This is a genomic window from Embleya sp. NBC_00896 (assembly GCF_045207785.1).
GTDB lineage: Bacteria > Actinomycetota > Actinomycetes > Streptomycetales > Streptomycetaceae > Embleya.
The window spans coordinates 7,254,561-7,279,355 of sequence record NZ_CP108776.1 but is presented as its reverse complement, the minus strand read 5'-3'; the positions used below and the strand labels follow the sequence as shown (position 1 = coordinate 7,279,355).

The window sequence follows — 24,795 nt, the reverse complement described above, 5'->3', positions numbered from 1 at the left end:
ATGGCCTTGGGCTTTGGGGCCGAGGGTGGCGTAGCCGATCATGCGGCCGTCGCGGTGGAAGGCGGGGGTGCCGGTGCGGCGGGGGAGGCGGTCGAGGACCTGGCGGACGTAGTCGAGGTCGGTGGGGTCCTCGAGCCAGACGATGTCGGTCTCGTGGGCGATCTGGTCCGGCGTGATCAGCGCGCTCACGGGGTCTCCTCGGTGTCGTCGAGCAGGCCGATGCCCGGGTAGTACTTGCGTTGGTTGGACGTGGTCATCTGGCGGGGCGAGGTCAGGCCGACCGTCTCTCGGATCCTGGCCGCGAACGCGCGGGCGGAAACCGGGGAGGCGTCCTCGAAGCCGCACCAGGTGCGGTAGGCCGCGTACAGGCCGGTCTGCTCGGCGCGCAGGCCCGCGGCGAGGGTGCAGCGTTCGTCGACGAAGCGGCCGATGTGGTCCTCGGTCTCGGCGTAGGCGTGGGTGGCGACGCGAACGCGGGGCGGGCCGGTGAGGTCGCGGTCGCCGGCGAGGTAGCGGCGGGCGCCCTCGACGAGCCAGGCCAGGATGCCGGGGCCTTCCTCGGAGACGAGGACCTGGGCGAGGTTGTCGACGCGGTGTTCGTCCGCGACCACCCGCTCGAAGGGGACGAGTCGCATGCGTCGCCAGAACGCGAACCCGCCGGAGGTGACTTCGGGGCGGTGGTTGCCGAGCAGCCAGAGTTTGTGGGTGGGTTCGAAGCTGAAGAAGTCCTGGCGCATGCGGCGGGCCTTGAGGCGGTCTCCGCCGGTGAGGAGTTTGAAGCGGGCCTCGTCGAAGCGGTCGCCGGGCTTGAGTTCGGAGCAGACGATGACCCGGCGGCCGTGGAGCTCGGCGAGGTCGGTGGGGTGGCCCTCGAACGGCTTCGCCATCAGGAATCCGGGTGGGGCGGCGTCGGCGTAGTCGCCGAGCAGGGTCACCAGGACGTCGAGGAGGACGGACTTGCCGTTCTTTCCGAGGCCGTACAGGAACGGCATGATCTGTGCGCCGACGTCGCCGGTGACGGAGTAGCCCAGGAGGAGGTGGAGGAAGTCGATCATCTCGGCGCCTTCGGCGTCGTCGCCGAAGGTGTCGGTGAGGAAGCGGTTCCACCGCGGTGTGGGCATCGTGCTGGGGGCGACGGTGCACGAGCGGGAGTGGCAGTGCTTCTCGGGGTCCGGCGGGGCGACGGTGCCGGTGTGCAGGTCGACGACCCCGCCCGGGGTGCACAGGGCGTACGGGTCGGCGTCCAGGTGCTCGGCCCTGAGCACCATGCCGGGTGCGGCCTGGGCCTGCATGAGCATGGACTTGAGGCCCGAGGTGGACAGCGATCGGCGGCGGTGCTTACGGAGTTCGCTGTCGGAGTGGGTGCGGTGGGGGTCGGAGGTGGCGAGAGTCTCGGCCATGTCGCCGGCCGCCCACAGGACGGTGTCGTCCTCGTCCAGCTGCCAGCGGTGCCCGGCCCACCGGTACCAGCCCAGACCGGGGACATGCCGAAAGTCCGCCCCGTACAGGGCGACGAACGCCTTGGCGTTCCCTCGGTCGGAGAGCGAGTCGGGGACCAGACCCTGGCTGGTCGCTCCCCCGGGGCCTGGTCCCGAGTCCTGGGCGGGAAAGAGCGGCAGGGTCGCTTGTTGGGCGAGGATCTGCGCGGCGGCGGCCGCGGCGTCGAAGCGGGAGGGCGGAATGCTCACGGGCGGCCTCCGGGGTTCAGGGGCCTGGCACGGCCGGCCGTCATGCCGCCGCGGATGGTGGACAGGGACCGCTGCTCGTGTCCGGGGCGGGCGTGTTCGGCCGCTTCGAGGAGGAGGCGTTCAGCGTCCCGGGGGTCGAGGTGCCCGGCGGCGACCAGGCCGCCGGCGGTGTAGGCGGCGCGGTTGAGCTTGTCGTTGAACCCGGCGCCGGACGGCACGAGCGCGCAGTCGGCGACCTCCTGCAGCACCGCGCGGCCTGTTCGTCGTCGCCTACGCGAACGACACACCCGTGGGTTGCGGGCGGGTGGCGTCCGCTGCGCGACGCGACCGTGGAGATCAAACGCCTGCACGTGTCCGCTGCGCACCGAGGACACGGACACGGGTACGCGCTCCCGGCAGCGCGTGAAACGACCGTGGTCTCGGCCGGCGCCGACCGCGCCGTGCCGGAGACCGGCGTCGACAACCACGACGCCCCGGCCCTGTTCCACCACGCCGGATTCGGCCCCGTGGCCTCCTAGGACGGGACCCGAACATCAACCGGGCCATGGCCAAATCACTGCGCCCTGGGCCGCTTCGGGACGGGGACGCGTCGGCAGCTGCCTCACCTCGGGGTGTGGCGAGGGGCCGGTCGGCCCCGGGCGGACACCGGCCGAGGTGGCGCACCAGCATGAATCCGCAGGGCTGTTGAGGCCGAGTTCGCGGGTTGCCCCGGAGGAACGCATCCGCGTCGCCGACCTGCGAAGAGAAGGGAGTCGGTCCGGTCGATCGCAGCCGAGCTGGGCCGGAGCCCATCGACCATCAGCCGAGAAATCAGGCGGGACTGCAATCCCGACGTCAAGCCGGGCCACTCGTCGTACTACCGACCGTTCGCCGCTCGGAGGCGGGCCGAGAAGTACCGGCCGCACCCAAGCTGCGGCGTATCGACCAGAACGAGGAGTTGCGCGACTTCATCCAGGCCCGGTTCGACGAACGCCGGCCCCACAGTCACACCGCCGATCGCTGGACCGTGGACCGGCCGGCCGAACACGACGGCCCTGAACGCGCCGAGGTGGTCGCGGCGTTGCCCGAACGCCTGGCACGCGCGCTCACCGCCGGACGCCTGGTGCTGCTCGGCCCGGTGGGGCGCGCCGTGCTCCGGCCCGGGGCCGGCGTGACCAAGCCATGTTGACCACGCGCCGCAAAAATTCTTGTGCATAGCGTAAGGCAGCGGGAGGATTCGGGCAGACCTCCCCCAGGTTCACCGGGCGTGGTCGTCGGGTCCCGGAGGCGCTTCGTGGAAGCTGTCGAATCCGAGACGACGCGGGCCGAGCGGGTGGAGCAGACGGCCGCGGGAGCGGTTGCGTGGTTTGAGACCCCAGCACTGTGACGCCACGCCCACTCGCCCCGCCCTGACCGTAGGAGCACATCATGGGCATCGTCCGCACCATCCCTCGAGCGCCGGGAGCACTGCCACTGCTCGGCCACGCCCTGCCCCTGCGACGCGATCCACTGGCATTCCTGGTCTCCCTGCCCGCCCACGGCGACGTCGTGCGGATCAAGGTGGGCCCGGCAGCCGCGCTGGTGGTCTGCGACCCGGACCTGGTCCAGAAGGTCTTGCTGGACGACCGCACCTTCGACAAGGGCGGCCCGTTCTTCGAGCGGCTCCGGGAGGGCCTGGGCAACGGACTCGGCACCTGCCCGCACGGCGACCACCGGCGGCAGCGACGCCTGACCCAGCAAGCCTTCCAGGCCCGGCGGATGCCGTCCTACGCCCAGGTGATGAGCAAGGAGATCGCCGAGGCCGTCGGCCGCTGGAGCGACGGTGACACCATCGACGTCCTGACCGACATGCAGACGATCACCGCCCGCACCACCATGGCCACGATGTTCGCCGGCACCGCCGATGCCTCGCTCACCGGCCTGCTCGTCGATTTCGACGTCTTCTCGCACGGCGTCTACAAGCGGATGTTCATGCCGCCCCCGCTCCAAAAGCTCCCCACCCCCGGCAACCGCCGCTACCAGCAGGCGCGCGCCCGGCTCCTGCAAGCCATCGGCTCGATCATCGAGAGCCACCGGGCGCGGGGCGACAAGGGCGAGGACCTGCTGTCCACGCTGCTGGCCGCGTCCGACGACGGCCAGGGCCTGTCCGACGCCGAGATCACCGACCAGGTGATGTCCTTCCTCTACGCCGGTATGGAGACCACCGCCGCCGTCCTGGCATGGGCCCTGCACCATCTGGCCCGGCATCCCGATCTCGAAGCCCGACTGCACGCCGAGGTCGACGCCGTCGTGCCCGACGGCGCACCCGCCACCTTCGACTTGCTGCCCCGACTGGAATTCACCGGCCGCGTCATCACCGAAATCCTGCGCCTCCACTCACCCGGCTGGATGCTCACCCGCATCGCCACCACCGACACCGAGCTCGCCGGACACCCCGTCAAGAAGGGCGCCACGCTCGTCTACAGCCCCTACCTCATCCACCACCAGGCCACGCTCTACCCCGACCCCGAACGCTTCGACCCCGACCGGTGGGACGGCCGGACCACCCGCGGACGCACCAACGCGCTGATCCCCTTCGGCGGCGGCGCCCGCAAATGCATCGCCGACACCTTCGGCACGACCGAAGCCACCCTCGCCCTTGCCACCATCGCCGCCCGTTGGCGGCTGGAACCCGCCCCGGGCACCACCGTCCGCCCGGCGCCCACCACCGTCTTGAACCCCTACGGACTGACCATGCGCACCACCGCCCGCACCACATCCAATCCGGCCGCATCAAGGACCGCATGATGTTCGATGGCGCCACATGGACGATCTCGGCTTCTTCCACGGCGTCAGCGGTAGATGGTGGCCGCGATGCTGGGGAAGCCGTGCTCGCGGCGGATTGCGTCGAGATCGATCAAGTCGTCGTGACTGTCCGGCGATTGAAGACCCGTCATGTAATGGCTTGCGGTGTTCTGCGCTGCGGTACCTGACGACCCGCAGATGCGCCGACGGGTGACGGCCGCGACCAACAAGGTCGAGGCGTACAACGGCTTCTCCGAGTGGGTGCGCTTCGGCAACCGGGGCGTCATCACCGACAACGACCCGGTCGAGCAAGAGAAGGCGGTGAAGTTCAACGCCCTGCTCACCAACTGCCTGATCTTCCACAACACCCTGGACATCGCCGAGGCGGTGCGCCGGCTGCGGGCCGAGGGCTGGAAGGTCGAGTCTGAGGACCTGGCCGAGGTCTTGCCCTACCTGACCGAGAAGATCATGCGGTTCGGCGAGTACTCCACCCATGAGCTCGACCTGCCGCCGGAGGCATACGAGCCGCGCCTCGAGGTCGACTTCACCAGGCTTGGCCCGGACGACAGCGGGCTACTGTCCTGAGAGCGTCCCCTCCGTCTGCGTGACGGCGAGTCGGACTTCGCCGAAGTAGGCCAGGTCCCAGGCTGCGACGCGGGTGGTGCCAGGCTGGTCGGGTCCTCCGGAGGAGATGCCGGGTCGATCCCACGGCCGGTCCAGGTACGGCGACCAGATGTGCGCACGAAGCCGGGGATCACGGACCGGGGCGAGGAGGCGGTCCCGCTCGTCCGCCACCTCAGGCGGCAGTTCCCGCTCGCCCTCAAACAGGCCCGGTAGCAGTGCCAGGATCGCTGTTTCGTCAGGGCCGGGCCGCAGCCGATCGGGGCCCTGCTTCCCGCGGATCGCGGTCAGCAGTGTGTCCCGGAGGGTGCCGTCGGTGACGACGCGGAAGGACACGCCGACGGTGAACGTGCCGTCCTTGAGACCAGACACGATGTCGGCCAGACCCAGGCCGTGCTCGGTGAGCACGGTGGCCAGCTCATCGCCGGTGACCGTGCGGCATGCTTCGGCCACCCGGTTGGAGTCGGGCCGTGCGCCGAACGCCCGCGAGAGAGCCGATTCCCCGGTGAAGTCGAACTCGAAGACGGACCGGGCGAGGTCCAGGCCCCAGTCGAGGGCGAGGCAGATTTGCAGCAGCGCGGGCCGGTCGCCGTCGTCGCCCGGCCCCCACGTTTGCCTCAGCGAGTCGGCGTCATCAAACTTTCCCCACACCCATTGGTCGTCGAGTGCACTGTTGATGTAGTACAGGGCGTACTTGGCTTCGGGGGCGAAGCTGTCCACCGGCCTGCCGAGCAGCACGGAGAACGCCGCCGTCAGATCCTGCTCCCAGAGATCGATCATCTTGAGGATCCTAGACGAGTAAGTCCTATGTCCCGGACCGGTGTTCGAGCAGTACCCCGCGAGATGCGTCTGGACGCGACACCGGTGGAGCTCCTCGAGGACAGCGGCGACGATCGAGAGACCTCACCGGAGCAGAGCGCGGCGCTGTTCCGCCGGTTCCACCACGACTTGTGGTGCCGACGGCGGCCGATGCTGGGTCTGGTCATCGTGGCCGACGACCGGGAGAACCGGGAGTTCCACGATCGTGCGTACCGAGACATGGCCGCATCCGGGATGTCCGTGCCGACCGATGCCCCTGACCTGGGCAAGGATCACCGGGAATCATCCAACCTGCTCTGCGAATCCGATGGCCCGCTGACGATGCGATACCGGCAAGCGGCACGCGACCTCGACGCCGTCATCCGCCGGGCAGGCCGGCGTCGGCCAACCGGTCTCGATTCATCGTCACCATCACCAACGACCCCCTCGGCGGCGGCTTTCACAGTCGTGTCCGACGGGTCCTCCGGCCGACCGGCGATCGAGGGCCGACCCGGGCGAGTGTCGTCCGGAGCGGCGAGGGTGAGCGGGCCACGCGCGAGAAGGAGCAAACCGCGAACGCCGCCCGGAACCGGCTCCGCCGCCTCGAACAGGAACGCCCCGATTGACATCGACGGGCAGCGTGTCCAATGCGAGGTGCCTCGTTGGAGAAGGCGGCTGTCCGATAGCCCCGGCCCCAGTTCGCTCGGCCCGTGACCGAGTGGGCGTCCACGGCCCGAAGACGCTCCGCGTTGTCGTCTCTCCTTGCGCGCATGCACCCTGTTCTTCTTCCGGGCGCGCGGGTCACGGGCAACCGCGAGCCCAAGAGGACGAACGATGCAGTCGAACCAGGCCCGCAACGACGCCGCCCGCCGCATCCAGGACGAGACCGGCTGCGGCTACCAGGAAGCCGTCCGCAGGATGCGCGAGGACCACCCGGAGCACCGCGAGTGGATGGGGGATCCACCTGCGGTCGAAAGCCTCGCGAAGAGGAACTGCCCCCTTCCCGCCGTGCCGGCGCAGCTGGTGCGCGCCCCATGTCGAGTCCATCAACGGGTACTTCCACGACGCGATGAGCCACGAGTACTACAACGCCGGCTACGCGGACTGGACCCGCGTGACGTTGTACCGGCTGACCGGCGCCCTCGAGCACATGCACCTGATGATCGGCACGATCGCAGCCCACATGCGGGAGAACGAGCCGGCGAATCGCGGAGGCGCGGTCGCGCTGCGGTGTGATGCCCGATGGGTTGTGTCCGTCGTCGTCTGCGGCGAGGGTTCGAGCGAAGAGGCCGTGACACGCCGATCCGCAACCGTCGGGTCACGTGGCATTGTCCACGGGTCATGACGTCCCCGCCCGCGCCTTCCCCCGCGCCGCCATGGCGGCACTGTGCCCAAGGTACCGACCCGGTACTCGATCCCGTCGGATGCCGGGGAATCCAGGTCACCGGCTACGGACTGTGCCTGGCCCACCTGGACAGCGCCGACCGCGCGGCATACCTGGCGACCCTGTCCCCCGGCAGCGACCTCGACCACAGCGGTACCACCTTCACCAGCCCGCTGCTTCGCGAACTCGTCGACGCTCTGCGCGACCCGAGCACCAACACACTCCGGTTCGGCGACGCCGACTTCACCGAGGCCAGGTTCACGACCGCCGTGTTCGCCGAGGCTACGTTCGCCGCCGGCGCCAGGTTCAGCCACGCGGCGTTCTCCGCCGCAGCCGACTTCGAGGGCACGACGTTCTCCGCCATCGCCCACTTCGAAGGCGTGATCTTCTCCGATCGAGCCGTGTTCGAACGCGCGACGTTCTCCGAGTCGGCCATGTTCAACAGCGCGACGTTCTCCGATCGAGCCATGTTCGACAGCGCGACGTTCTCCGACCTCGCCTGGTTCTTCGGCTCGACGTTCACCCCCGGCTCCTGGGCCGATTTCGGCGACGTGACGTTCTCCGCGTCAGCCAGGTTCGACTACGCGACGTTCTCCGGCGCCGCGTCCTTCGACGGCTCGACGTTCACGATGGTCGATTTCGACAACGCGACGTTCACAAATGCCTCGTTCATGGGCACGACATTCTCCCACGCAGGGTTTTCGGACGCCACGTTCTCCGGCCAGGCAGGGTTCTTCGCCGCGACGTTCTCCGGCTATACCGGGTTCGGGAACGTCACGTTCTCCGACGAGGCCCTGTTCATCTCTACGACGTTCAACGACGGGGCCAACTTCGAGGGCGCCGTGTTCTCCGGCAGCACGGCGTTCGACGATGCGTCGTTCTCCCACAGGGCCGACTTCGAGAACGCGAGGTTCTCGGCCGACACCGGGTTCACCGGTGCGACGTTCTCCGGCGTCCCCCGGTTGGGCCCCTTCGTCTGCCTTGGGCGACTGGACCTGTCGAGTGCGGTGTTCACGGCGCCGATGACCATCGAGGCGGCCGCCGCGTCGCTGGCCTGCGTACGCACCAGATGGGAGTCCACGGCCACGCTGCGCCTGCGCCACGCCCGCGTGGACCTGACCGACGCGTCGTCACACAACCGATCGCGGTCACCGCGCACGCCGCCCCCTTCGTCACCTCTCTCGGACACGCCATCCCCGAGACCGGACTCACCAACGACGCGCACGTACGAATCCTGTCGGTGCAAGGAGTGGACGCCGCCCACCTGGTCCTGACCAACACCGACCTCACCGAATGCCGGTTCTTTGGCGCCTTCCACCTCGACCAACTCCGCCTGGAAGGCGAGACCACCTTCGCCCGCACCCCACCCGGCACCGACGTGCGTCGAGGAATACCGCTGCGCTGGACCGACCGCCTGACCCTGGCCGAGGAACACCACTGGCGGGCCCTACCCGTCCACCGCCCACGCCTGCGCGCCGGATGGACCCCGCCCGTGGCACAACCCGGCCCCGTCATGCGCCCACCCGGACCACCCGCGCTCGCCGCGCTCTACCGTCAACTGCGCAAGGCCTTCGAGGACGGCAAGGACGAACCCGGCGCCGCCGACTTCTACATGGGCGAGATGGAGATGCGCCGACTCGACCGTCGTTCCCGGCGCAACCGAGCCGAACGCGGCCTGCTCACCGGCTACTGGGCCCTGTCCGGCTACGGACTCCGTTCCTCACGCGCCCTGACCTGGCTGGGGTGCGCGATGACCGCCACCGTCCTCTCGATCATGCTCTGGGGCCTGCCCACCAACGACCCCAAACCGCACACCACCGGCATCCAGGCACCCCCCGGCCAACGCGTCGACCTCGTCACCGACAACCCCGACCCGAAACTGACCGGCCCACCTCACCAACGACTCACCGGCAAACGGGCCGAGAAGGCCACCCGCGTCGTCCTCAACTCCGTCGTCTTTCGCTCCAGCGGCCAAAACGTCACCACCGCCGGAACCTACATCGAAATGTCGTCCCGCCTCCTCGAACCCGTCCTCCTCGCACTGGCCGTACTCGCCGTCCGAGGACGCGTCAAACGCTGACTGGGGCCAGGGCCGTGCAGGGCCACCGGCGGCCGGCTACGCGTGGATGTCGCTCGGGCCGACTGCCGCGACCGGGGAAAAGAGGGAGCGGGACATCCCCACGTGGTCCGGTACGGACGGGCCGATCCGCAGCCCCCCTCGTCCGGGGTCCCCAGGCTCACCGCGAACGTCGGCCTGTGGTCGGGGAAGACGGTGCCGCAGGTCTTGCCCGCGATGCGCCCCGCCGAGTCGAACCGGACCCGGAAGGCGGCGCTGCGTTCGTCGACGTAGGGGTCCGCGCCGGGCGGGCCGGTGACCTCGAAACGCACGAGGACGGCGGAGAGTTTCTTGAAGGGTGTGGTGACCGTGCCGTCGGGCGAGGTGTAGGCGAGTGTGGTGTGGGCGCGGGCGTCCCACGCGCCCCACAGGTCGGCGGTCCCGGCATCGGCTATTTCCGGAGATCGCGCGTAGTTCTCCCGCGGCCGATCCTCGGCCGGCAATATGTCTTGGACCGGGTGGGCGAGCTTCGGGGATCAGTTCTGGCCGTACATCGCTGGGGGGATCGTGGTCGGCGAAATCGTGGGGGGCTCTGCGGCGATCCTGGCCCTGGTGGGGGTCGTCGTCTTCGGGCGGCACACCCTTCTCAGGGCGCTCATGATTCCGTTCCGCGGGCAGCTCGATCGAGCCATGGAGCGGTTCCGGATCTTCGAGATCACCGAGATCATTCAAAGTGACCAACCCGATCCGTTGGATTCCATCGTCCTGTATCTCAGTTCCGACTTCCTGGCGCGGCTCGAGGACGACGGGGAGGGGGAGTGGACCCAGGCCGAACCCGGGATCTTCACTCGGCAGAGATTCGACGGCACCGAAAGCATCGTCACCGTGCCGTCGGAACTCCGGAAGAAGTGGCACACGTACCTTCGCTCCCCGAGCCCCTCCCAGGCGGCTCGGAACATCAGCCTGGACTGGTTCAAAAGACAGAGCGAGATCGCCGGTTCGCGAAAAATCAATCGCCGCCCGACCGTGAGCACCGCCGGCATGGCCGACGATCCGGACGTGCCGCCGGCCGTGGGCGACATCAGCGCAAGCCTCGCCGACCTGTTTCGCCTGCTCGGCCCTCCGCCCCACGGACGATCGTCGCAGGCCGGAACATTTCTCGCCGACGGACCCGGGGGTACACGATCGTGACCGACGTCCCACCGCCGGGGAATCCCGGCGCCGACCGGAGCCCGTTGGACTTTGCGCTCCAATGGGCCCAACTGCCCCCCGAGCACCTGCAGATAGCCTTGGCCGCCCTGGAACCCGAGCTCGCCAGACGACACGATCTCAAACGCCTCGAAGCCGAACTCCGGGCCCAGGAACGCCAGAACCAGAGAAGCCACAGACTGTTGATGAGCGGTCTGTGGATGGGACTCGCCATCGTTCTCGCCATGCTCGGCTGCGGTGCCTACGTCGGACTCAACGACCATCCCTGGCTTGCCGCCATGTTCGCGGGGCCGAGCGTGCCGGCCCTGGCGACCCTGTTCGTGCTGCGACAGAACGACAAGACGCTCACCCAGGCCCTCGTACGTTCCAACAACGCCGTCCTCGGTGCCCTCCAAGGGCAATCCAGCCCCGGGAACACGCCCGCGGGCGGCGCGATCGCCTAGATCACGCAGGACAAGGCCGCGTGCTGATCGGCGTGCGGCCGCGGCACCCACTTACCCGCCCGGCGTGGTCCGCCGCCAAGGTCGAGTCCGCGCGGCTGCGTGACATGGCCGGCGCTCATGACGACCACGCACCGGCGACCGAGGCCGGTGTCTCCCCGTCCAGGTGCAGGACAGCCTCCCGACCACCGGCAGGACCGGGGCGCCCCGGCGGACATCCGGAACCCCTCCCGGGCCGGCGAGGCCGGCTCCAGGGCGAACAGCCGCCAATCGGATGACGCACCATCGGATCCCCGCAGCTCGACGCGCCCGAGGCCGCCGCACAGCGACGCATCGACTTTCCTCGGATTCCCGGCCCGGACACCAGAGGGGAGGTGCCGACCGAGTACCCGACCCGGCCGAAGACCGGAGCACGAGGACAGCGAGGCTCGGCGCGATACCGCGTCACCGTTGCTGCGGACTCCATTCGAAGAGCAGGATGGTCGCGTCGTCCCGCAGTTGGTTGCGCTGGTAATCGAGGATGGCGTGGATGAGCAGCCGCAGCACCTCGGCGGGGCGCTGTCCGGCGGAGGAGGAGCGGATGATGAAGTCGGTGAACCGGTCAAGGCCGAACTCCGCACCGTCCGCGTCGCGAGCCTCCACGACACCGTCGGTGTAGAGCAGGACGCAATCGCCCGGTTCCAGGGCCGCCTCGTGGACTTGCCGGGCTGCCGGGGCGAGTGGACCAGCCAGGCCGATCGGAGGCTGTGGGGGGCTGTCCAGCGCCCCGGCGAGCACCCGCTCGGCACGGATCAGCAGCGGTGGGGGGTGACCGCAATTGACCCAGCGAAGCACCCCGGTCTCGGCGTCGAGCCGGCACAGCACGCCGGTGCAGAAGTGGTCGGGCAGCCACTGGGCGAGCGCCTGGTCGACAGTGCCGACGACGTCGGCCAGTTCGGCACCGCCCCGGCGGGCGTTGCGCGCCGCCGCCATGGCGACCGACGTGGTCAGGCCGGCGGTCAGATCGTGACCCATGGCGTCGAGGATCATGGTGTGCAGGATGTTCTTGACCACCGAGTGGTCGAAGGCGTCGCCCGCGACGTCGTACGCCGGTTCCAGGACCGCGGTCGATACGCACCTGCGGCTGCCGATGGTGCGCGGTGGCAGGAAGGCCCGCAGCATCTCGGCGGGCAACCGCATGGTCGCAGTGCGGGTGCGGGCGGCGAGCCAGTCGCTGTAGGCGCGCTTGGAGGTGATCAGCATGGCGAACAGATGGGCCAGCATCCGGCTGCGGCGCATCCGCACCCCGTCGAGCGAGGCGGTCCGCACCGCCAGCACGCCCAGCCGCTCCGCGCCATCGACCAGAGGCATCCAGAGGATCAGGCCGTCGTCGGCCTCGGCCACCCGCGGGGAGACCGTGCGGTACGCCCAGCCGGCCGACGAGCGGTCCACCGGCAGCGACTCCAAGGCCTCGTCGAGTGGGATGAGCAGTTGTTGTTGCAGGTCGACGAGGTAGATCAACGCGGCGTCCAGACCGAGGGCGCAGGCGCACCGGTTCGCCAAGGCGGGCAGTTCGACCGGCAGGGCGGTCTGCGCCTCGATGATCAGCTCTTCCAGCCGATTCTCGTCGACGGCAGTGTCGGGACCGAAGGACGCGTACGGTGTGTCCGACACGGGGATCACCCCTTTCGTGCCCAGTTTCACACCGATCCCGTCCTCTCTCACGTCAGCCCGTGGCGAGCGCGAGCGACGCCAGGGCGGTCAGCCGAAGTCGGCCGGGCACACCTCATGCGCCGGCCACGTGATCAGCCGGTCCGGCATCAAGATCACCGCTCTACCGCCGAAATCCAGTCCGATCCTTCGCGAGGGCCGACCGGGTGACTCTCTCGGTTGGCCCTGCCCCTGGCCCCCCGCATCACCGGACGCACCCGCACCGGCGGCCGCACACGCCGACACGACACGTGAACCCGACCGGGACCGGGCCGGTCCCGGTCCCGGGGTCGGGATCGGGTTCGGGATCGGGATCGGGATCGAGATCGGGATCGGGATCGAGATCGGGATCGGGGTCGAGATCGGGATCGAGATCGGGATCGAGATCGGGAGGACTCCCCCGACACGACGACACCAACCTGCGGGGCCTGGCCGCCGAACCCGCGTGGCAGGACCGGACCGGCACACGACCGGGGCGCGTTCCGTGTGGCGCCCCTGCCCTACGAGTCCACCGCCTCCTGGGTCGACCGCGTCGCGGCGACGTACCGGCAGAGCGCGCCCGAACTACTGAACGGCATCGGCCTCGGGGGCACGCCGGCCCACCGGGCCGTTCACCCCCTCGATGGCCACGCGGCCAGGGTCACGTCCGGCTCCCCGGTCTCGCGGCGACACGAAAGTCGCGCGGTAGTGGGAACCGCTGGTCGGGCCGTGGACATGTAAAGGCGTGAGTATCCCCACCGAGACCGACCGCGAGTTGTGGGACAGGGCCTGCCGAGGCGAACGAGCCGCCTTCGGTGACCTGTTCGATCGGCACGCGCGCGCGGTCCACAACTTCCTGTTCCGGCGCACCGCGTCGTGGGCGGACGCCGAGGATCTGACCTCGGCCGTCTTCCTGCACGCGTGGCGCATCCGAGCGGACGTCGTGCTGCATCAGAACAGCGCGCTTCCGTGGCTGCTCGGCGTCGCCCGCAACCTCGCCGCGAACAGCGGACGGGCGTTGCAGCGGTATCAGGCGCTACGAGCCCGGTTGCCCGCGCCCATACCGAGCCCCGACCATGCGGACGAGGTCGCCGCGCGCCTGGACGACGAACGCGCGATGGCGACCCTGCTCCGGGCGATCGCCGAACTGCCGGAGCGTGATCGCGAGGTCCTTGAACTGTGCATATGGAGCGGCCTCGACCAGCACGGCGCCGCGGCGGTGCTGGGCGTGGCCGTCGGTACGGTCAAATCCCGACTGCATCGGGCCCGCGCCCGGCTGCGGGAACTGGTGCTCGTGGGCCCGCCCGGCCAGGGCATCCATTCCGATTCCGCGACCGATCGCCGGTCCCCGATTTCCAAGGAGGCGTCGTGACGATCCCGAACCGTCCACCCGCCGACCGTGGCCTGCGCGACCACGACGTCCGCCGGGCGGAGGTATTGGCGCTGCTCGACGACGCCGAGGGCCTCGACATCGCCGAGGGCCTCGACATCGCCGGCGGCCGGGACGTCGGCTCCGGGCCGGTGCCGTCCCGACGCGGGGTCCTCGCCCGCTACCGGGTCCCGCTCCTGGCGGCGGCGTCGGTGGCCGTGCTCGTGACGGGCATCGCGGTGGCTCTGCCCGACAGCGGCACACCCTCCCACGGCAGCCCACCGGCCGCACCCTCGAACACGTCCGCGGCGGTCACCGGGTCGCCGGCCCCGACGGCGAAGTCGCTCACGCTGCCCGCGGGCATGCTCGCGGTGCCCGCGGGGCGTGAAATGCCCGAGGCGCTCGCGCGTGACTTCGTCTCCCGCTGCGTGCTGACCGTGCCCAACGCCGACGGCCGGGCACAGACCGCGTTGACGGCGACGTTTCGCCCGTACCTGGCGGTGCGGACGCCGAGGACGGACCGTCCCGACCTGTACTTCGCCCTCGCGGTCGACGACCGCGGGCGCATCGTGGCTTGCCGCGGCGACGCGGGACCGAATTCGGTTCCCTCGCCCGTCTCCGGGCCGACCGGGGAGATCGACTGGATGACCGGCCCTATCGACTACTCGGGCGAGGGGGGCGGATCGTTCCAGGGCCGATGGACGGTGGAGGAATGGGGCCGCTACACCGGCGCGGTCACCCGCGTCACGATGGACCACGGTCGAGGCGAGAAGGACGTCCTGATGGCCGGCGGGGTCTGGTACGGCACGATGTCGTCGAACCGGGTCGGTGATCCCGAGCCCTCCGACGACACCCGCATCCGCGCCTACGACACGTCGGGCACACTGATCTGGGACTCCGCCAAGGACCACCGCAAGGGCGCGAGCGACTGCGCGCGCACTCCCGACGGCCGCGTCGTCGGCTACGTCGCGCCGGACGTCAACGGCCGGCAGGACTCCTCGACGTGTCGATCGGCCGTGCCGTGGACCGCGGGAGAGCCGACCCGCTCCTGAGCTCCCGCGCAACGGAGCCCGGGCGACCGGTTCCGCAGCCCGACTCCACCCGACCGGTCCGGTCCGATCCGCGCCACGCGGGCCGATCGCGACCGGCCGGGGGAGGCGGCCGCGGGGAGGCGGTCGGGTTCTTCGCAGGGCCAGGGAGTGGCGAACCATTGCGCACACGGCTCACCCGGCCTTGATCCCCGCCGGGGCGGGGACGGGCCACCTGGGCCCGTGTCCCGGTCGCCCGCCCACACGAACTGCTCGTCGTCGGCCCGCTCGCCGAAGCCCTGGCTCTCCCGGTCGAGCAACACGCAGCCGATCAGGTGCAGTTCGTGGGACTCGTCCTCCGTCGCCCACCACGCGTTCGCCCCCCGGTCCATGCGGACTCGGAAGAACTCCATGTGGCCCACCTCGATGCCGTCCTCCTCGAACGCCGGACAGGCGGTCGCCGTCTCGCCGTCGCAGTGGGTCCTCGCCGTCCGAGCGGGGAAAGATCGGACAGCGGGTGTCGTCGTGCACCTCGTGGTCGTGCCGGACGATCACGCTCCAGCGCTCGATTGTGCGGTCGTGGGGATCGTCGCGCAGACCGTGCCGCAACGAGTACTCGAGGTGCAGCCCGGACGGGTCACCCGGCAGGTCCTGTGCTGTCTTGGTCACCCCGTCAGCTTGGAACTCGCCTCGGGTCCGGGTGTCTTGTCCGGGAAAGCTTGCCTCACCGGAACTGGCGTGTACCGCATTCGGTCGCCGTCCGGGGGCATGCGGCCGGCCCGGACCACGACAAGGAGCCCGCGGCGATTCCACCGTTTCGATGTCGCCGGTATCCGCGGTGCGGCGCGCGCCAGTTCCCCGTCGTGGCCGGAGACCGCCCGACCCGGGCTCTGCGGCGGTATGCGGACGAGCCTCGGCGTCGTCGCGAGAGTGGGGAGGGTTTCGTATAGGGAATTTTCGAGTGAGGGAAGTGGGGTCTGCCCCAGGGGAAGCCCCCAATCGCGGCGTTTCCGGGCGCTACCAGGACTGTTCGATTGCCGCCTCGATGCCTGACTCCCTCGCCCCGCCTGTCTTCTGGACCGCCGGCTGAGGGGCGCCTCCGCCTCGGAGTGGTGCCGGGGTCGTGCCCGCGTCGGTGCCGACCACCCTCGGTGTCGAGAGAGGCAATCCGCTGGCGGCCGCGCGAAGACCCTTCATGTCGGCCACGCCTTTCTCGTACCGGCCCGAGACGGACTCGGTGGGGGGCGTCCAAGAGGGCACTTGCGGCATCTGAAAACCCCGGGGCGGCTCTGACGGAGCCTGGAAGCCGGTGGTGAAGCCACGGTCGGGCAGGAACACGAGCGGCGGACGGTGTTGGGCCGCGTTGGGACCGGTCTCACGAGGCGATACCTCGTCACCGACCCTGATCCCGAACGACTGCGCCGATTTCTCGGTCTGACGCTGCGGTATCGGTGGCGCGAACCCCAGCGCTGCAGTCCGAGCGCCACCAGAGGCCCCGGCCAAGGGGACTGGCGGGACGAAGCCGATCTGAACCGTCGTCCGCTTCCCGCTGTCGGCCGCTGCCGCCGACTCCGGTTCCGCCCGCGTCGGTGCCATCCTCGCCTCGGCCACCGCGCGCGTGATGACTTCGGGCTCCCGAAAGCCGAATCCTCCTGGCAGACCAGGGACTTGCGCGGACCCGGCAGGGTGCACCGGCTCGTCTGCCTGGAAGCCGAAAGAGGTCTTCGACGCCTCGTGCGAAGATGCAGGACGGCCCGCGCTCTGGTCGTCGGCGGCTATATTCACAGTCTCGCTCATCACGCCGATTGTAGGGGATTCGTTCGAGCACGACGTCTTGCAGGACGGAGACCAGCGAACTGTCCAGGAAGTACGACGGGTAATGGCGAGACCGGTGACGAGTTCCTGTACTGGCAGGCGAGGAGGTCGTCCGTGGCCACCGTCAGGCAACAGGGTCAGCGTCCGGGTTCGGGCACACGGGTGCGCCAGGCCCGCCTGGCGCGGGCGTGGGCGCTCGCCGAACACCAGGCGCTGCTCGCGGAGGTCTACGTGCCGACCACCCGCATGCTGATCAAACTCGACGACACCCAACTCGGCTGGATGGCCGCCGACCGCGCCCGCACCACCGCCCACGCCGGCAACAGCCCCCTCGTCGCCGCGGAGGCGGCGCGCAACCTCGCCGCCCTCGCCCGCAAGGCCGGATGGCACGAACAGGCCATGCGCATCGCCCTCGACGCCGCCGACCACCCCACCCTGCACAGCCCCTCCCCGCGCCACGCCGCCGAACGCGGACTGCTGATCCAATCCGCCGCGTACACCGCCGCCCGCGCCGGGGACCGCGAGGGGATGCGCGAACTCACCGACGAGGCCGCCGCCATGGCCGCCCGCCTGGGCGGGATCATGCTCCGCGACCACGGCGGCGGCTTCGGAACCTCCACCGTCGCCCTCCACCGCATCTCCGCCGAGAACGCCGCCTGCGACCCCGGCGCGGCCGTCGCCGCAGCCCACACCATCGCACCCGCGGGCCTGCCCAACGTCGAGCGCCGCTGCCGCTACCACACCGACGTCGCCACCGCGTACGCCCACGGGGGACGCCGCGACCAAAGCCTGCACGCCCTCCTGAACGCCGAACGCTGCTCCCCCGAGGAAACCCACACCCGACCCGCCGTCCGCGCCCTCGTCACCGGACTCCTCATCGGCGGGCGCACCACACCCGAACTCCGCGCACTCGCCACACGCTGCGCCATCACCTGACAAACCCGCCCACGACGCGCAACGTCGCCGGACACGGTCGGTGCAGCGACCCCGCGCGGCCCCACCCACGGCCACGGTCTTCCGCAAACGCCAACCCGACCCACCCCTACCGAACTCGACCAACCCGCCGTCGACGAAGACGACGAAATCTACGAGTGGGACGAGGACCTGGAAGGGGTCGTCGACGACCTCTACCAGGACGAAGGGCAGGGTGAGGGCGAGGAGCGGACCGCGTACCAGCCGCTCCCGGTCGGCTACGCCGCCTCTATGGACGACGAGCGCCTGTTCGACACGAGGCGTACGCCGTGGGCCTGCCCAAGGCCCTGGAGAGGCTCCGCAAGAACGCGCCGCAGGCGTACCCCGGGCCGTTGTCCGCGGACTGGCTCTCCGGCGAACACGACCCCGTGCGGCGGCGGGTCCTGGGGCGTTCGGGGCCGGCGTCGACTCCGACGGCGTCGCCGTCACCCGCGCGTTCATCTCCAACTGTCGGGTTTTGGGCGAGGGGGTCGACGTCCCCGAGATCGACACCGTCGCGATCCTGGACCCCAAAGGAAGCATCGTCGAGATCGTCCAAGCCGTCGGACGGGCCGTCCGCCCGTCCGTCCGCGCGGCGACAAGATCGCCACGATCATCGTCCCCATCTTCCTGGAAAGCGGCGAGACACGGGACGACATGCTCGTCTCCCCCGGCCGGCGAACCCTGCAGCGCGTCCTCCAGGCACTGCGCGCCCACGACGCCGACATCTGCGACGTGTTGGCCGTACCCCAAGTCAACGACAACGCCCAGGAGTTGAGGGCCGCGCCGGGCCCGGCCGAGGACGTTGAAGGCGAGGATCAGGCGCAGGGCGACGTCGCCGGCGGCGAGGAGGGCGGGGAGCGGTCGGAATGGCGGCCGATCCTGCGGTTCTCCACGCAGCGGGAGCCGGTCGAAATCGCGCGATTCGTGGACCTGCGCGTGGTCGATCCGCAATCACGGAACTGGCTGCGCGGATGTACCGCCGCCGAGCGCTACCTGCGCGCCCACGGGAACCTCGCGGTTCCGCTCGACGCCGTCGACATCGACCACCACGGCGTGAAATTCCCCCCGGCCGATGGATCTCCGAAATGCGCGCCGTATACACGAAAGGACACCTCCACCCGAAACAAATCGGAAAGCTGGACGCGCTCGGCATGATCTGGTCCGTCCACGACCAGGCATGGGAGGACGGGTTGGCCATAGCGCGCAGGGACGCGACCGAACAGGCCACGCCGGCCGCGCCCATCGACGCCGTCGTCGACGGCTACCCCATCGGGAAATGGCTGGAGAACCGCCGCGCCCAGGACCGGCGCGGCGCCCTGGTCGCCGCGCGCCGGGCCGCCTTGGACGCGGGGATGATCCTGCCCGTCCTGGACGGGTTGGACGAGATGGACGCAACCGACCCCGGGCCGAACGGCACACCACCGGGCAGTCCCGGCCTCGGTGGCGGTGGGGGTCCGGATCGTACGCCGCGGGCACGACGGGCGTTGGAGGCTTTGAACGCCTACGCGCGCGGTCGTGAGCGGGCTGCGGTGGTCCTGACGTGCCGCAGCGACCCCTATGTCGGGTTGGGCACTTGGGCCAAGGACGCCGCACGCGTCGAGATCGCTCCCGTCACCCCCGTCCAGGCCCGGGACTTCGTGCTTGCCCGCGTCGACGACCGCACTCGGTGGCGTCATGTGCTGGAGTCGTTCGATCTGAACCCTTCCGGGTCGGTCGCACGCGGGTTGTCCACGCCGTGGCGGCTGACGATGGCCGTGACTGTCCACGAACAGCGCGATCTCGGCGGGGTGGCGTACCGGCACGACCCGAGGAACCTCCTGTCACCGGCGCTGGTCCGCGACGAGGACATGCGCGATCACCTCAACGGCCTCTACATGCGTACCGCCGCCGACTACCCCGCCCCCGGGCCGGGATACACCCCGGAACAGGTGCACACCTGGCTGGGCGTCCTCGCCGACTATCTCGAGACCAACGCCGCCGGGCGAGTCGAGGCGGGGCACGATCTCTCCGGTACCGACCTCGTGCTCACCGAGTTGTGGCCGCGCAGACGCACGCGTGCCCTGCAATGGCTCCTGAGCATCGCGCCCCGCTTCGTTGCGCAGATCGTGGGGGCCCTCGCGCTCACGGCGACGGTGGACTGGCTCGAAACAGCGCAGACGCTGGGCCTTGTATGTGTTCTCGCTTGGTTGCTCACGAGAAACCCTTGGCCTGCACCATGGCGCATCGACCTGCGGCGGCTTGGTATGTCTCGGATCGGACCCGAAACCGTACGACGGCTCGCGCTGTTTCCACTGATCGGCTCGGCTGTGTGGTTGGGAGCGTTGACGGAAGACAACACGGACGTGCCGACCACTTTGACCATGGCCTGCTGGGGAGCCTTCGGAGGAATCGCGCTGGCCCTCACCGTGGGTTTGGGTACTCGTGACACATCCGGGATCAACGAGCCGAGCCACCTCGTGCGCGCGGACAGCATCGCCGGAACGGCGATGGGTTTCACCACCGGGATCGGTCTCGGACTCCTGACGATCGACAAGGCCCGCGTGACCGTCGACGAAGTTCCCGGATACCTCCTCAAGACCGGTCTCATATTCCTGATCACTATTGGACCGCTGATCGCCGCCACGTCCACCCGATACCTGGCATTTATCGTCTGGTGCGCCAGGGGTAACCCGCAGCTGCCGTGGCGACTGGGAAGGTTCTGTGATTGGGCCACCGACGCCGGTCTATTGAGAATCGCGGGTACCGCTGATCAATTCCGTCACCGTGAACTAACGACCGTAAACGCTCTCGACTTTCCTCCGCCGAACGCATTGCCGCCCCTCGCCCGGGCGCTGCTCCGGGACGACGAGCAGGGTGTCGGCCGCCGGCGCGAAGGCAGGGTGGACCGACCCGGGGCCACGGCCTCGGCCCCGAGGAGGCTTTTCGCTCCCCTGGGGCCGCTCCGACGTCGGATGGATCAGAGGATTGCGTAGGGGCCGGTGCCGTGTTGGATCCAGCCGGACCAGCCGGTGCCGTTCTGGTTGTAGTTCTGGTAGATGGCGTTGTCCGTGCCCAGGCCGAAGAGTTCGAGGGCGCTGGTGGCGGCGTTGAAGACGGCGGTGGGTGCGCCCTTGAATTTGGCGGTGGCGTTCATGGCGGTCCAGTCGGACCAGGGTGTGCCGTTCTGGTTGTAGTTCTGGTAGATGGCGTTGTCGGTGCCCAGCGCGAAGATTTCGAGGGCGGCGGTCGAGGGGTTGTAGACGGCGGTGGGGGTGGTGGCGAATCGTGCGGCGGCGTTCATGACCATCCAGCCCGTCCAGCCGGTGCCGTTCTGGTTGTAGTTGTGATAGACGGCGTTGTCCGTTCCCAGCGCGAAGAGTTCGAAGGCGTTGCCGGCGGGGTTGTGGACGACGCTGGGGGTGCCCTTGAATTTGGCGGTGGCGTTCATGACGCTCCAGCCGGACCAGCCGGTGCCGTTCTGGTTGTAGTTCTGGTAGACGGCCTCGTCGGTGCCCAGCGCAAAGACTTCGAGGGCGTTGGTGGTGGGGTTGTAGGCCGCGGTGGGTGCGCCGTTGAACTTGGCGGCGTCGTTCATGACGCTCCAGCCGGACCAGCCGGTGCCGTTTTCGTTGTAGTTGTGCCAGACGCTGTTGTCGGTGCCCAGCGCGAAGATTTCGAAGGCGTTGGTCGTGGGGTTGAACACGGCCGTGGGGGTGGTCTTGAATTTGGTGGTGGCGTTCATGACGGTCCAGGTGGACCAGCCGTCCTGGTAGTACGCGTGCCAGACTCTGTCGTCGGTGCCCAGGGCGAACAGTTCCAGCGCGTTGGTGGACGGGTTGAACTCGGCTACGGGGGCGCCCTTGAACTTCGCCCCGGCGCCGAGGACGGTCCAGCCGGACCAGCCGGCGCCGTCGGTGTTGGAGTCGTGGACCATGGATCCGTCAGCGGTGATCGCGAAAATCTCGGCCGTCTTCGTCACGGGGTTGTACACACTTGCCCGTGGCGCGACCGAAACCGCGGGCTCGGCCGTGAAGTTTGCCGTACCGCGGTAGAGGCGATGGTCGGAGATCGCGGAGTCACGAGGTAGTACCTCGCCTTGGATGGCGGTGAAGTCTCCCTGGCTCAGGAACAGGTAGTCGATCTTTTGGTCGGTCGGCTCGTCGAAGGCCAGGCGGGTCGGCCGGCCCGAACGGCAGTGGGTCTGCGAAGCCTGCGCGCATTGCGGGGTGAAGTAGTTCTGATCGGTCTCGTCCGCTTCGACGAACGCGCCGTTTCCGTCCGGGTTCGGGGCCGTGTAGAAGTAGTCCAGGACGACGGAGACCGGGGTGTGGTTGAAGTCGCCCCCCAGGATCACCGGCGTGCCCGCGGCCCGCCAAGCGTCGGTCTGTGCGGTCAGTTTCGCGGCTTCGATTTTCTCCAGCGTCCCGTCCGACCAATACAGGTGCACGGAACAGGCCCAGTTGGCCCGCCCCTTCGTATAGGTCTTGATGCACGGGGACTTGATCGGTTCGTTCTCGCCCCCGGCTGTGAGGTCGAGCTCTGCGGTCTCGAGGACGGGGCCCCGGACCAGGACCGCCATCCCGTAGTCGGCACCGCAGTGGACGGCTCCGCCCACGGTGGTGGTGAACATGCCTCGGAAGCCCAGGGGTTTGAGGGCCAGCAGGATCGCGTCGTACTGCGGACGGCAGACCTCTTGGAGGAACACCTCGTCCGCGCCCCAGTCCCGCGCCTGGGACACCACGGTGTCGATGCGTCGGGCGTTGTCCTTCGGAGGGCCACCACAGCCGCTCTGGCCCTCGCCGCAGATGTTGTAGGTGAAGAAACGGAGTTCCGACGACGCCTGGGCGGCCTTGCCGGCCGGTGCCGCCGGATCGGCGTGCGCCGTCGCGTTCAGAGATAAGAACGCGAGGAACATCGTGAGTACGACGGACAGGATCGGTATTCGACTTCGGCGCACGGAGGGCCTTTCGTCTCGGCGATCAAGATCATTCCGAGGCTATCGGCGGGACTCACGCGTTTGGCCACGATATTTGGCCGGCTTGCGGACGACCCGAGCGTCCCGACGCGCCGGGGGGGTTGAGCGTCGGTGGTGCCGTGGCCGACAGGAAAGCGGCCGCGACCGGACCCCACTCGGCGCCGCGATCACGTTGGCCGGCTTCCGAGCCGAGTACGTCCTCGCCACCAAGCTCGCCACCGAGCCCGCCGACGAACTCGTCGAGGCCGCCGACGAGAAGCAGTCGGCCCGGATCATCGCCCGCTACGGCCGCGTGAGCCTCCCCTCCGGCTCGCAGGTCAAGCCTCGCGCTGCGCGACCCGTCGCGCCGGCGCCGACATGCCGGCCGGGAAACGCGGCCGGGCCGGGCGGCGGTAGTACACCGCACGCACCGCGGCGAAATCGAGCTCGCGCCGGTCGTTGCGCGAGGACCCCGTCCAGGCCGTGCCGTCGAACGACACGGCCAGGGACAGGTCGAGCGGGAACTCGGCCGGGTCCGCGCGGAGGACCGGCACCGCACGCCGGTTCGACTCCTCCACCACCAGGTCCGCCGTCGGGTCGAAACGACCCGACAGGACCAGGACATGCCCTCGCGGCGCAGCGGTGCGTGTGGCCCGGGGCAGGGTGTTTGGTTCGGTCGTCACTGGTGCCGGGGTCGTCCGGGGCGTCCATCCGGCCGGAGGGTTGGGTGGGGCCGTACGCCTTGGGCGGGTTCTTCGTCATGTACACGCCGGGCGGGAGATTCTCGTACACCCCGGTCTGCGCGTCCTCGTCGTAGCCGACGTCCTCGGGCAGGATGCCGCCGGTACCGGTGACCGGGACCAGGAACCGGAACGCGAACGGCACCGGGCCCCGATCGGGACGGATCCGGCAACGGCTCCGCCCCCGACAGGTTCACCGGCAACCGCAACTCCGGCGCGTCCGACGTCCATCCGACCGTCGATCGGAGGATCGGGTTCGCTTTCTGACCTCGGGGCGGGGCAACGGCGACAGGCCCATTGTCGTGGCGAGGGCCTGGATTTTGTCGAACCGGACGTCCGCCGTCGACGCGGTGGCGGGCCGGTCCCGGCCGGGCGTGCGGGTCGTCGTCAACGTCGTCGTCAACGGCCCGGGGCAACAGGGATGCGATCGTTGTCACCGAACAGGTACGTGGACACCTGGGCTATGTAGAGGGCGAGTTGATCGTCGGTGTCGAACGGGATGTACGTCAGGTCGTACCACTGCCGGACCGAGAGCGGACGTTCACGGAAGACGTGCCGGAGGCCGGTGTCGATGACGTTTCGGTAGTCGGGCCACGCCGTGGGGAATGTCTGCCGCAGTATGGCGATGTCATCCGCGGCTTCGACACCGAGAGGGCCTGCGCAGAAGTGGACGAAGCGGCGGTCGATACCTGTGATGTCGAGTCCCAACTCGGACAGCGGGACCGTGGTCGGATCCACCCTGACGAACGGGTACGGGTACAGGGTCGTGTTGGCGAGTTCTTGCCCGTTTCCGGGCCCGGTGCCCTCGGCCGCGAGCCCCTGCACGGGACGGTAGATGCCGTAGACCAAACCGCCGTCGGTGAAGTTCGCGTCGATGTAGTTGGCCGAACCATCGGCGGCGTAGGGGTTTTCGGGGTCGATTCCGAACCCTCTGGCGTGCGTGGCCGCGTCCGGGCCCGAGCCGTAGACGGACGCAAAGCGCACTATCGGAGCGAGATCGCGCCGTTCGACGGCCTCCCGGCGCAGGGCTTCCTCCGCCTCGACCAGTGCCGTCGACGAGCCGAACGCCGTGGCCCATGGCCCGCATCGACGTTGGGGAGCGGGTGCGGAGTGGTCGTTCAAGAGACTTCCCTGATTTGTGACAACGCGCCGTCGTCCGACGGGCACGTGGGTGGCGACGGGGCAACCGTCCGGGACGGCCAATGGCCATCGGTCGAAACGTGGGGCCCTGTTGCGGTGGGTGCCCGGCGTACTTCCTTGTCCGGTGGCTCTTCCCTGGATGAGGCCAACCGCTGAGCGCGGGCGCTCACCACGTCATCGTTCGATCGG

General features: G+C 69.5%; 21 protein-coding genes and 3 pseudogenes. 15 read left to right on the top strand and 9 right to left on the bottom strand.

Features of this window, described 5'->3' with window-relative positions; translation table 11 throughout:
- Positions 1 to 6: 6 nt before the first annotated feature.
- The 3 genes and pseudogenes from OG928_RS32440 to OG928_RS32430 all read right to left on the bottom strand — a co-directional run.
- Positions 7 to 189: pseudogene (locus tag OG928_RS32440) on the bottom strand (DUF6009 family protein); the annotation flags it as partial.
- The gene (locus OG928_RS32435) at positions 186 to 1,688 is read right to left on the bottom strand and encodes a phage/plasmid primase, P4 family (RefSeq protein WP_406290470.1); all 1,503 of its coding nucleotides are present in this window, start codon (positions 1,686 to 1,688) and stop codon (positions 186 to 188) included. The gene OG928_RS32435 and the pseudogene OG928_RS32440, both read right to left, overlap by 4 nt.
- Positions 1,685 to 1,936 carry a hypothetical protein gene (locus OG928_RS32430; RefSeq protein WP_406290468.1) on the bottom strand — a complete coding sequence of 84 codons (252 nt, stop codon included), beginning with the start codon at positions 1,934 to 1,936 and terminating at the stop codon, positions 1,685 to 1,687. Before OG928_RS32430 ends, OG928_RS32435 begins: the two co-directional genes overlap by 4 nt.
- 81 nt (positions 1,937 to 2,017) lie before the next feature.
- Between OG928_RS32430 and OG928_RS32425 the strand changes: the two genes are divergently transcribed.
- The 5 genes and pseudogenes from OG928_RS32425 (at position 2,018) to OG928_RS32405 (ending at position 5,036) form a co-directional block, all read left to right on the top strand.
- Positions 2,018 to 2,206: a GNAT family N-acetyltransferase gene (locus tag OG928_RS32425; RefSeq protein ID WP_406290466.1), complete on the top strand. Its 189-nt coding sequence runs from the start codon at positions 2,018 to 2,020 to the stop codon at positions 2,204 to 2,206.
- A gap of 153 nt (positions 2,207 to 2,359) precedes the next feature.
- Positions 2,360 to 2,497, top strand: a pseudogene (locus OG928_RS32420) (helix-turn-helix domain-containing protein); the annotation flags it as partial.
- Positions 2,498 to 2,625: 128 nt separating this feature from the next.
- Positions 2,626 to 2,856 (top strand): hypothetical protein, encoded by a 231-nt coding sequence (locus OG928_RS32415; RefSeq protein WP_406290463.1) that lies wholly within the window; start codon positions 2,626 to 2,628, stop codon positions 2,854 to 2,856.
- Between the two features lie 239 nt (positions 2,857 to 3,095).
- Positions 3,096 to 4,454, top strand: coding sequence for a cytochrome P450 (locus OG928_RS32410; RefSeq protein ID WP_406290460.1), 1,359 nt, complete (start codon positions 3,096 to 3,098; stop codon positions 4,452 to 4,454).
- A 162-nt stretch (positions 4,455 to 4,616) separates the two neighbouring features.
- Complete coding sequence (locus OG928_RS32405) at positions 4,617 to 5,036, top strand: Tn3 family transposase (RefSeq protein ID WP_406290458.1); 420 nt, start codon at positions 4,617 to 4,619, stop codon at positions 5,034 to 5,036.
- Here the strand turns inward: OG928_RS32405 and OG928_RS32400 are convergent.
- The gene (locus OG928_RS32400) at positions 5,025 to 5,852 is read right to left on the bottom strand and encodes a hypothetical protein (RefSeq protein ID WP_406290456.1); all 828 of its coding nucleotides are present in this window, start codon (positions 5,850 to 5,852) and stop codon (positions 5,025 to 5,027) included. The genes OG928_RS32405 and OG928_RS32400 overlap by 12 nt on opposite strands.
- Before the next feature lie 1,359 nt (positions 5,853 to 7,211).
- Between OG928_RS32400 and OG928_RS32395 the strand changes: the two genes are divergently transcribed.
- From OG928_RS32395 to OG928_RS32380, 4 genes are all read left to right on the top strand, one after another.
- Positions 7,212 to 8,528, top strand: a complete 1,317-nt coding sequence (locus OG928_RS32395; RefSeq protein ID WP_406290454.1) for a pentapeptide repeat-containing protein — start codon at positions 7,212 to 7,214, stop codon at positions 8,526 to 8,528.
- Positions 8,504 to 9,334, top strand: coding sequence for a hypothetical protein (locus OG928_RS32390; RefSeq protein WP_406290452.1), 831 nt, complete (start codon positions 8,504 to 8,506; stop codon positions 9,332 to 9,334). The genes OG928_RS32395 and OG928_RS32390 overlap by 25 nt, the downstream gene beginning before the upstream one ends.
- A gap of 543 nt (positions 9,335 to 9,877) precedes the next feature.
- Entirely contained in the window at positions 9,878 to 10,501 is a 624-nt protein-coding gene (locus tag OG928_RS32385) for a hypothetical protein (RefSeq protein ID WP_406290449.1), read from the top strand.
- Positions 10,498 to 10,962: a hypothetical protein gene (locus tag OG928_RS32380; RefSeq protein ID WP_406290447.1), complete on the top strand. Its 465-nt coding sequence runs from the start codon at positions 10,498 to 10,500 to the stop codon at positions 10,960 to 10,962. The genes OG928_RS32385 and OG928_RS32380 overlap by 4 nt, the downstream gene beginning before the upstream one ends.
- 441 nt (positions 10,963 to 11,403) lie before the next feature.
- Here OG928_RS32380 and OG928_RS32375 read toward each other — a convergent pair whose 3' ends face one another.
- On the bottom strand, positions 11,404 to 12,621 hold the full coding sequence (locus OG928_RS32375) for a PP2C family protein-serine/threonine phosphatase (RefSeq protein ID WP_406291320.1): 1,218 nt from the start codon (positions 12,619 to 12,621) through the stop codon (positions 11,404 to 11,406).
- A 751-nt stretch (positions 12,622 to 13,372) separates the two neighbouring features.
- Between OG928_RS32375 and OG928_RS32370 the strand changes: the two genes are divergently transcribed.
- Complete coding sequence (locus OG928_RS32370) at positions 13,373 to 13,999, top strand: RNA polymerase sigma factor (protein WP_406290444.1); 627 nt, start codon at positions 13,373 to 13,375, stop codon at positions 13,997 to 13,999.
- Positions 13,996 to 15,048 (top strand): hypothetical protein, encoded by a 1,053-nt coding sequence (locus OG928_RS32365; RefSeq protein WP_406290442.1) that lies wholly within the window; start codon positions 13,996 to 13,998, stop codon positions 15,046 to 15,048. Before OG928_RS32370 ends, OG928_RS32365 begins: the two co-directional genes overlap by 4 nt.
- Positions 15,049 to 16,041: 993 nt before the next feature.
- Here OG928_RS32365 and OG928_RS32360 read toward each other — a convergent pair.
- On the bottom strand, positions 16,042 to 16,821 hold the full coding sequence (locus OG928_RS32360; RefSeq protein WP_406290441.1) for a hypothetical protein: 780 nt from the start codon (positions 16,819 to 16,821) through the stop codon (positions 16,042 to 16,044).
- A 132-nt stretch (positions 16,822 to 16,953) separates the two neighbouring features.
- Here OG928_RS32360 and OG928_RS32355 point away from each other — a divergent pair, with 132 nt between their 5' ends.
- From OG928_RS32355 to OG928_RS32340, 4 genes and pseudogenes are all read left to right on the top strand, one after another.
- Positions 16,954 to 17,775, top strand: coding sequence for an XRE family transcriptional regulator (locus OG928_RS32355; protein ID WP_406290439.1), 822 nt, complete (start codon positions 16,954 to 16,956; stop codon positions 17,773 to 17,775).
- Between the two features lie 40 nt (positions 17,776 to 17,815).
- Positions 17,816 to 18,361, top strand: a pseudogene (locus OG928_RS32350) (helicase-related protein); the annotation flags it as partial.
- 86 nt (positions 18,362 to 18,447) lie between these two features.
- Complete coding sequence (locus OG928_RS32345; protein WP_406291341.1) at positions 18,448 to 18,948, top strand: hypothetical protein; 501 nt, start codon at positions 18,448 to 18,450, stop codon at positions 18,946 to 18,948.
- Positions 18,949 to 19,145: 197 nt separating this feature from the next.
- Entirely contained in the window at positions 19,146 to 20,765 is a 1,620-nt protein-coding gene (locus OG928_RS32340; RefSeq protein ID WP_406290437.1) for a hypothetical protein, read from the top strand.
- Here the strand turns inward: OG928_RS32340 and OG928_RS32335 are convergent.
- From OG928_RS32335 to OG928_RS32325, 3 genes are all read right to left on the bottom strand, one after another.
- Entirely contained in the window at positions 20,750 to 22,729 is a 1,980-nt protein-coding gene (locus OG928_RS32335; protein WP_406290434.1) for an endonuclease/exonuclease/phosphatase family protein, read from the bottom strand. The two genes, OG928_RS32340 and OG928_RS32335, sit on opposite strands and share 16 nt — an antisense overlap.
- 335 nt (positions 22,730 to 23,064) lie before the next feature.
- Entirely contained in the window at positions 23,065 to 23,409 is a 345-nt protein-coding gene (locus OG928_RS32330) for an MvdC/MvdD family ATP grasp protein (protein WP_406290432.1), read from the bottom strand.
- Positions 23,410 to 23,865: 456 nt separating this feature from the next.
- The gene (locus tag OG928_RS32325; RefSeq protein WP_406290430.1) at positions 23,866 to 24,588 is read right to left on the bottom strand and encodes a hypothetical protein; all 723 of its coding nucleotides are present in this window, start codon (positions 24,586 to 24,588) and stop codon (positions 23,866 to 23,868) included.
- Positions 24,589 to 24,795 lie beyond the last annotated feature (207 nt).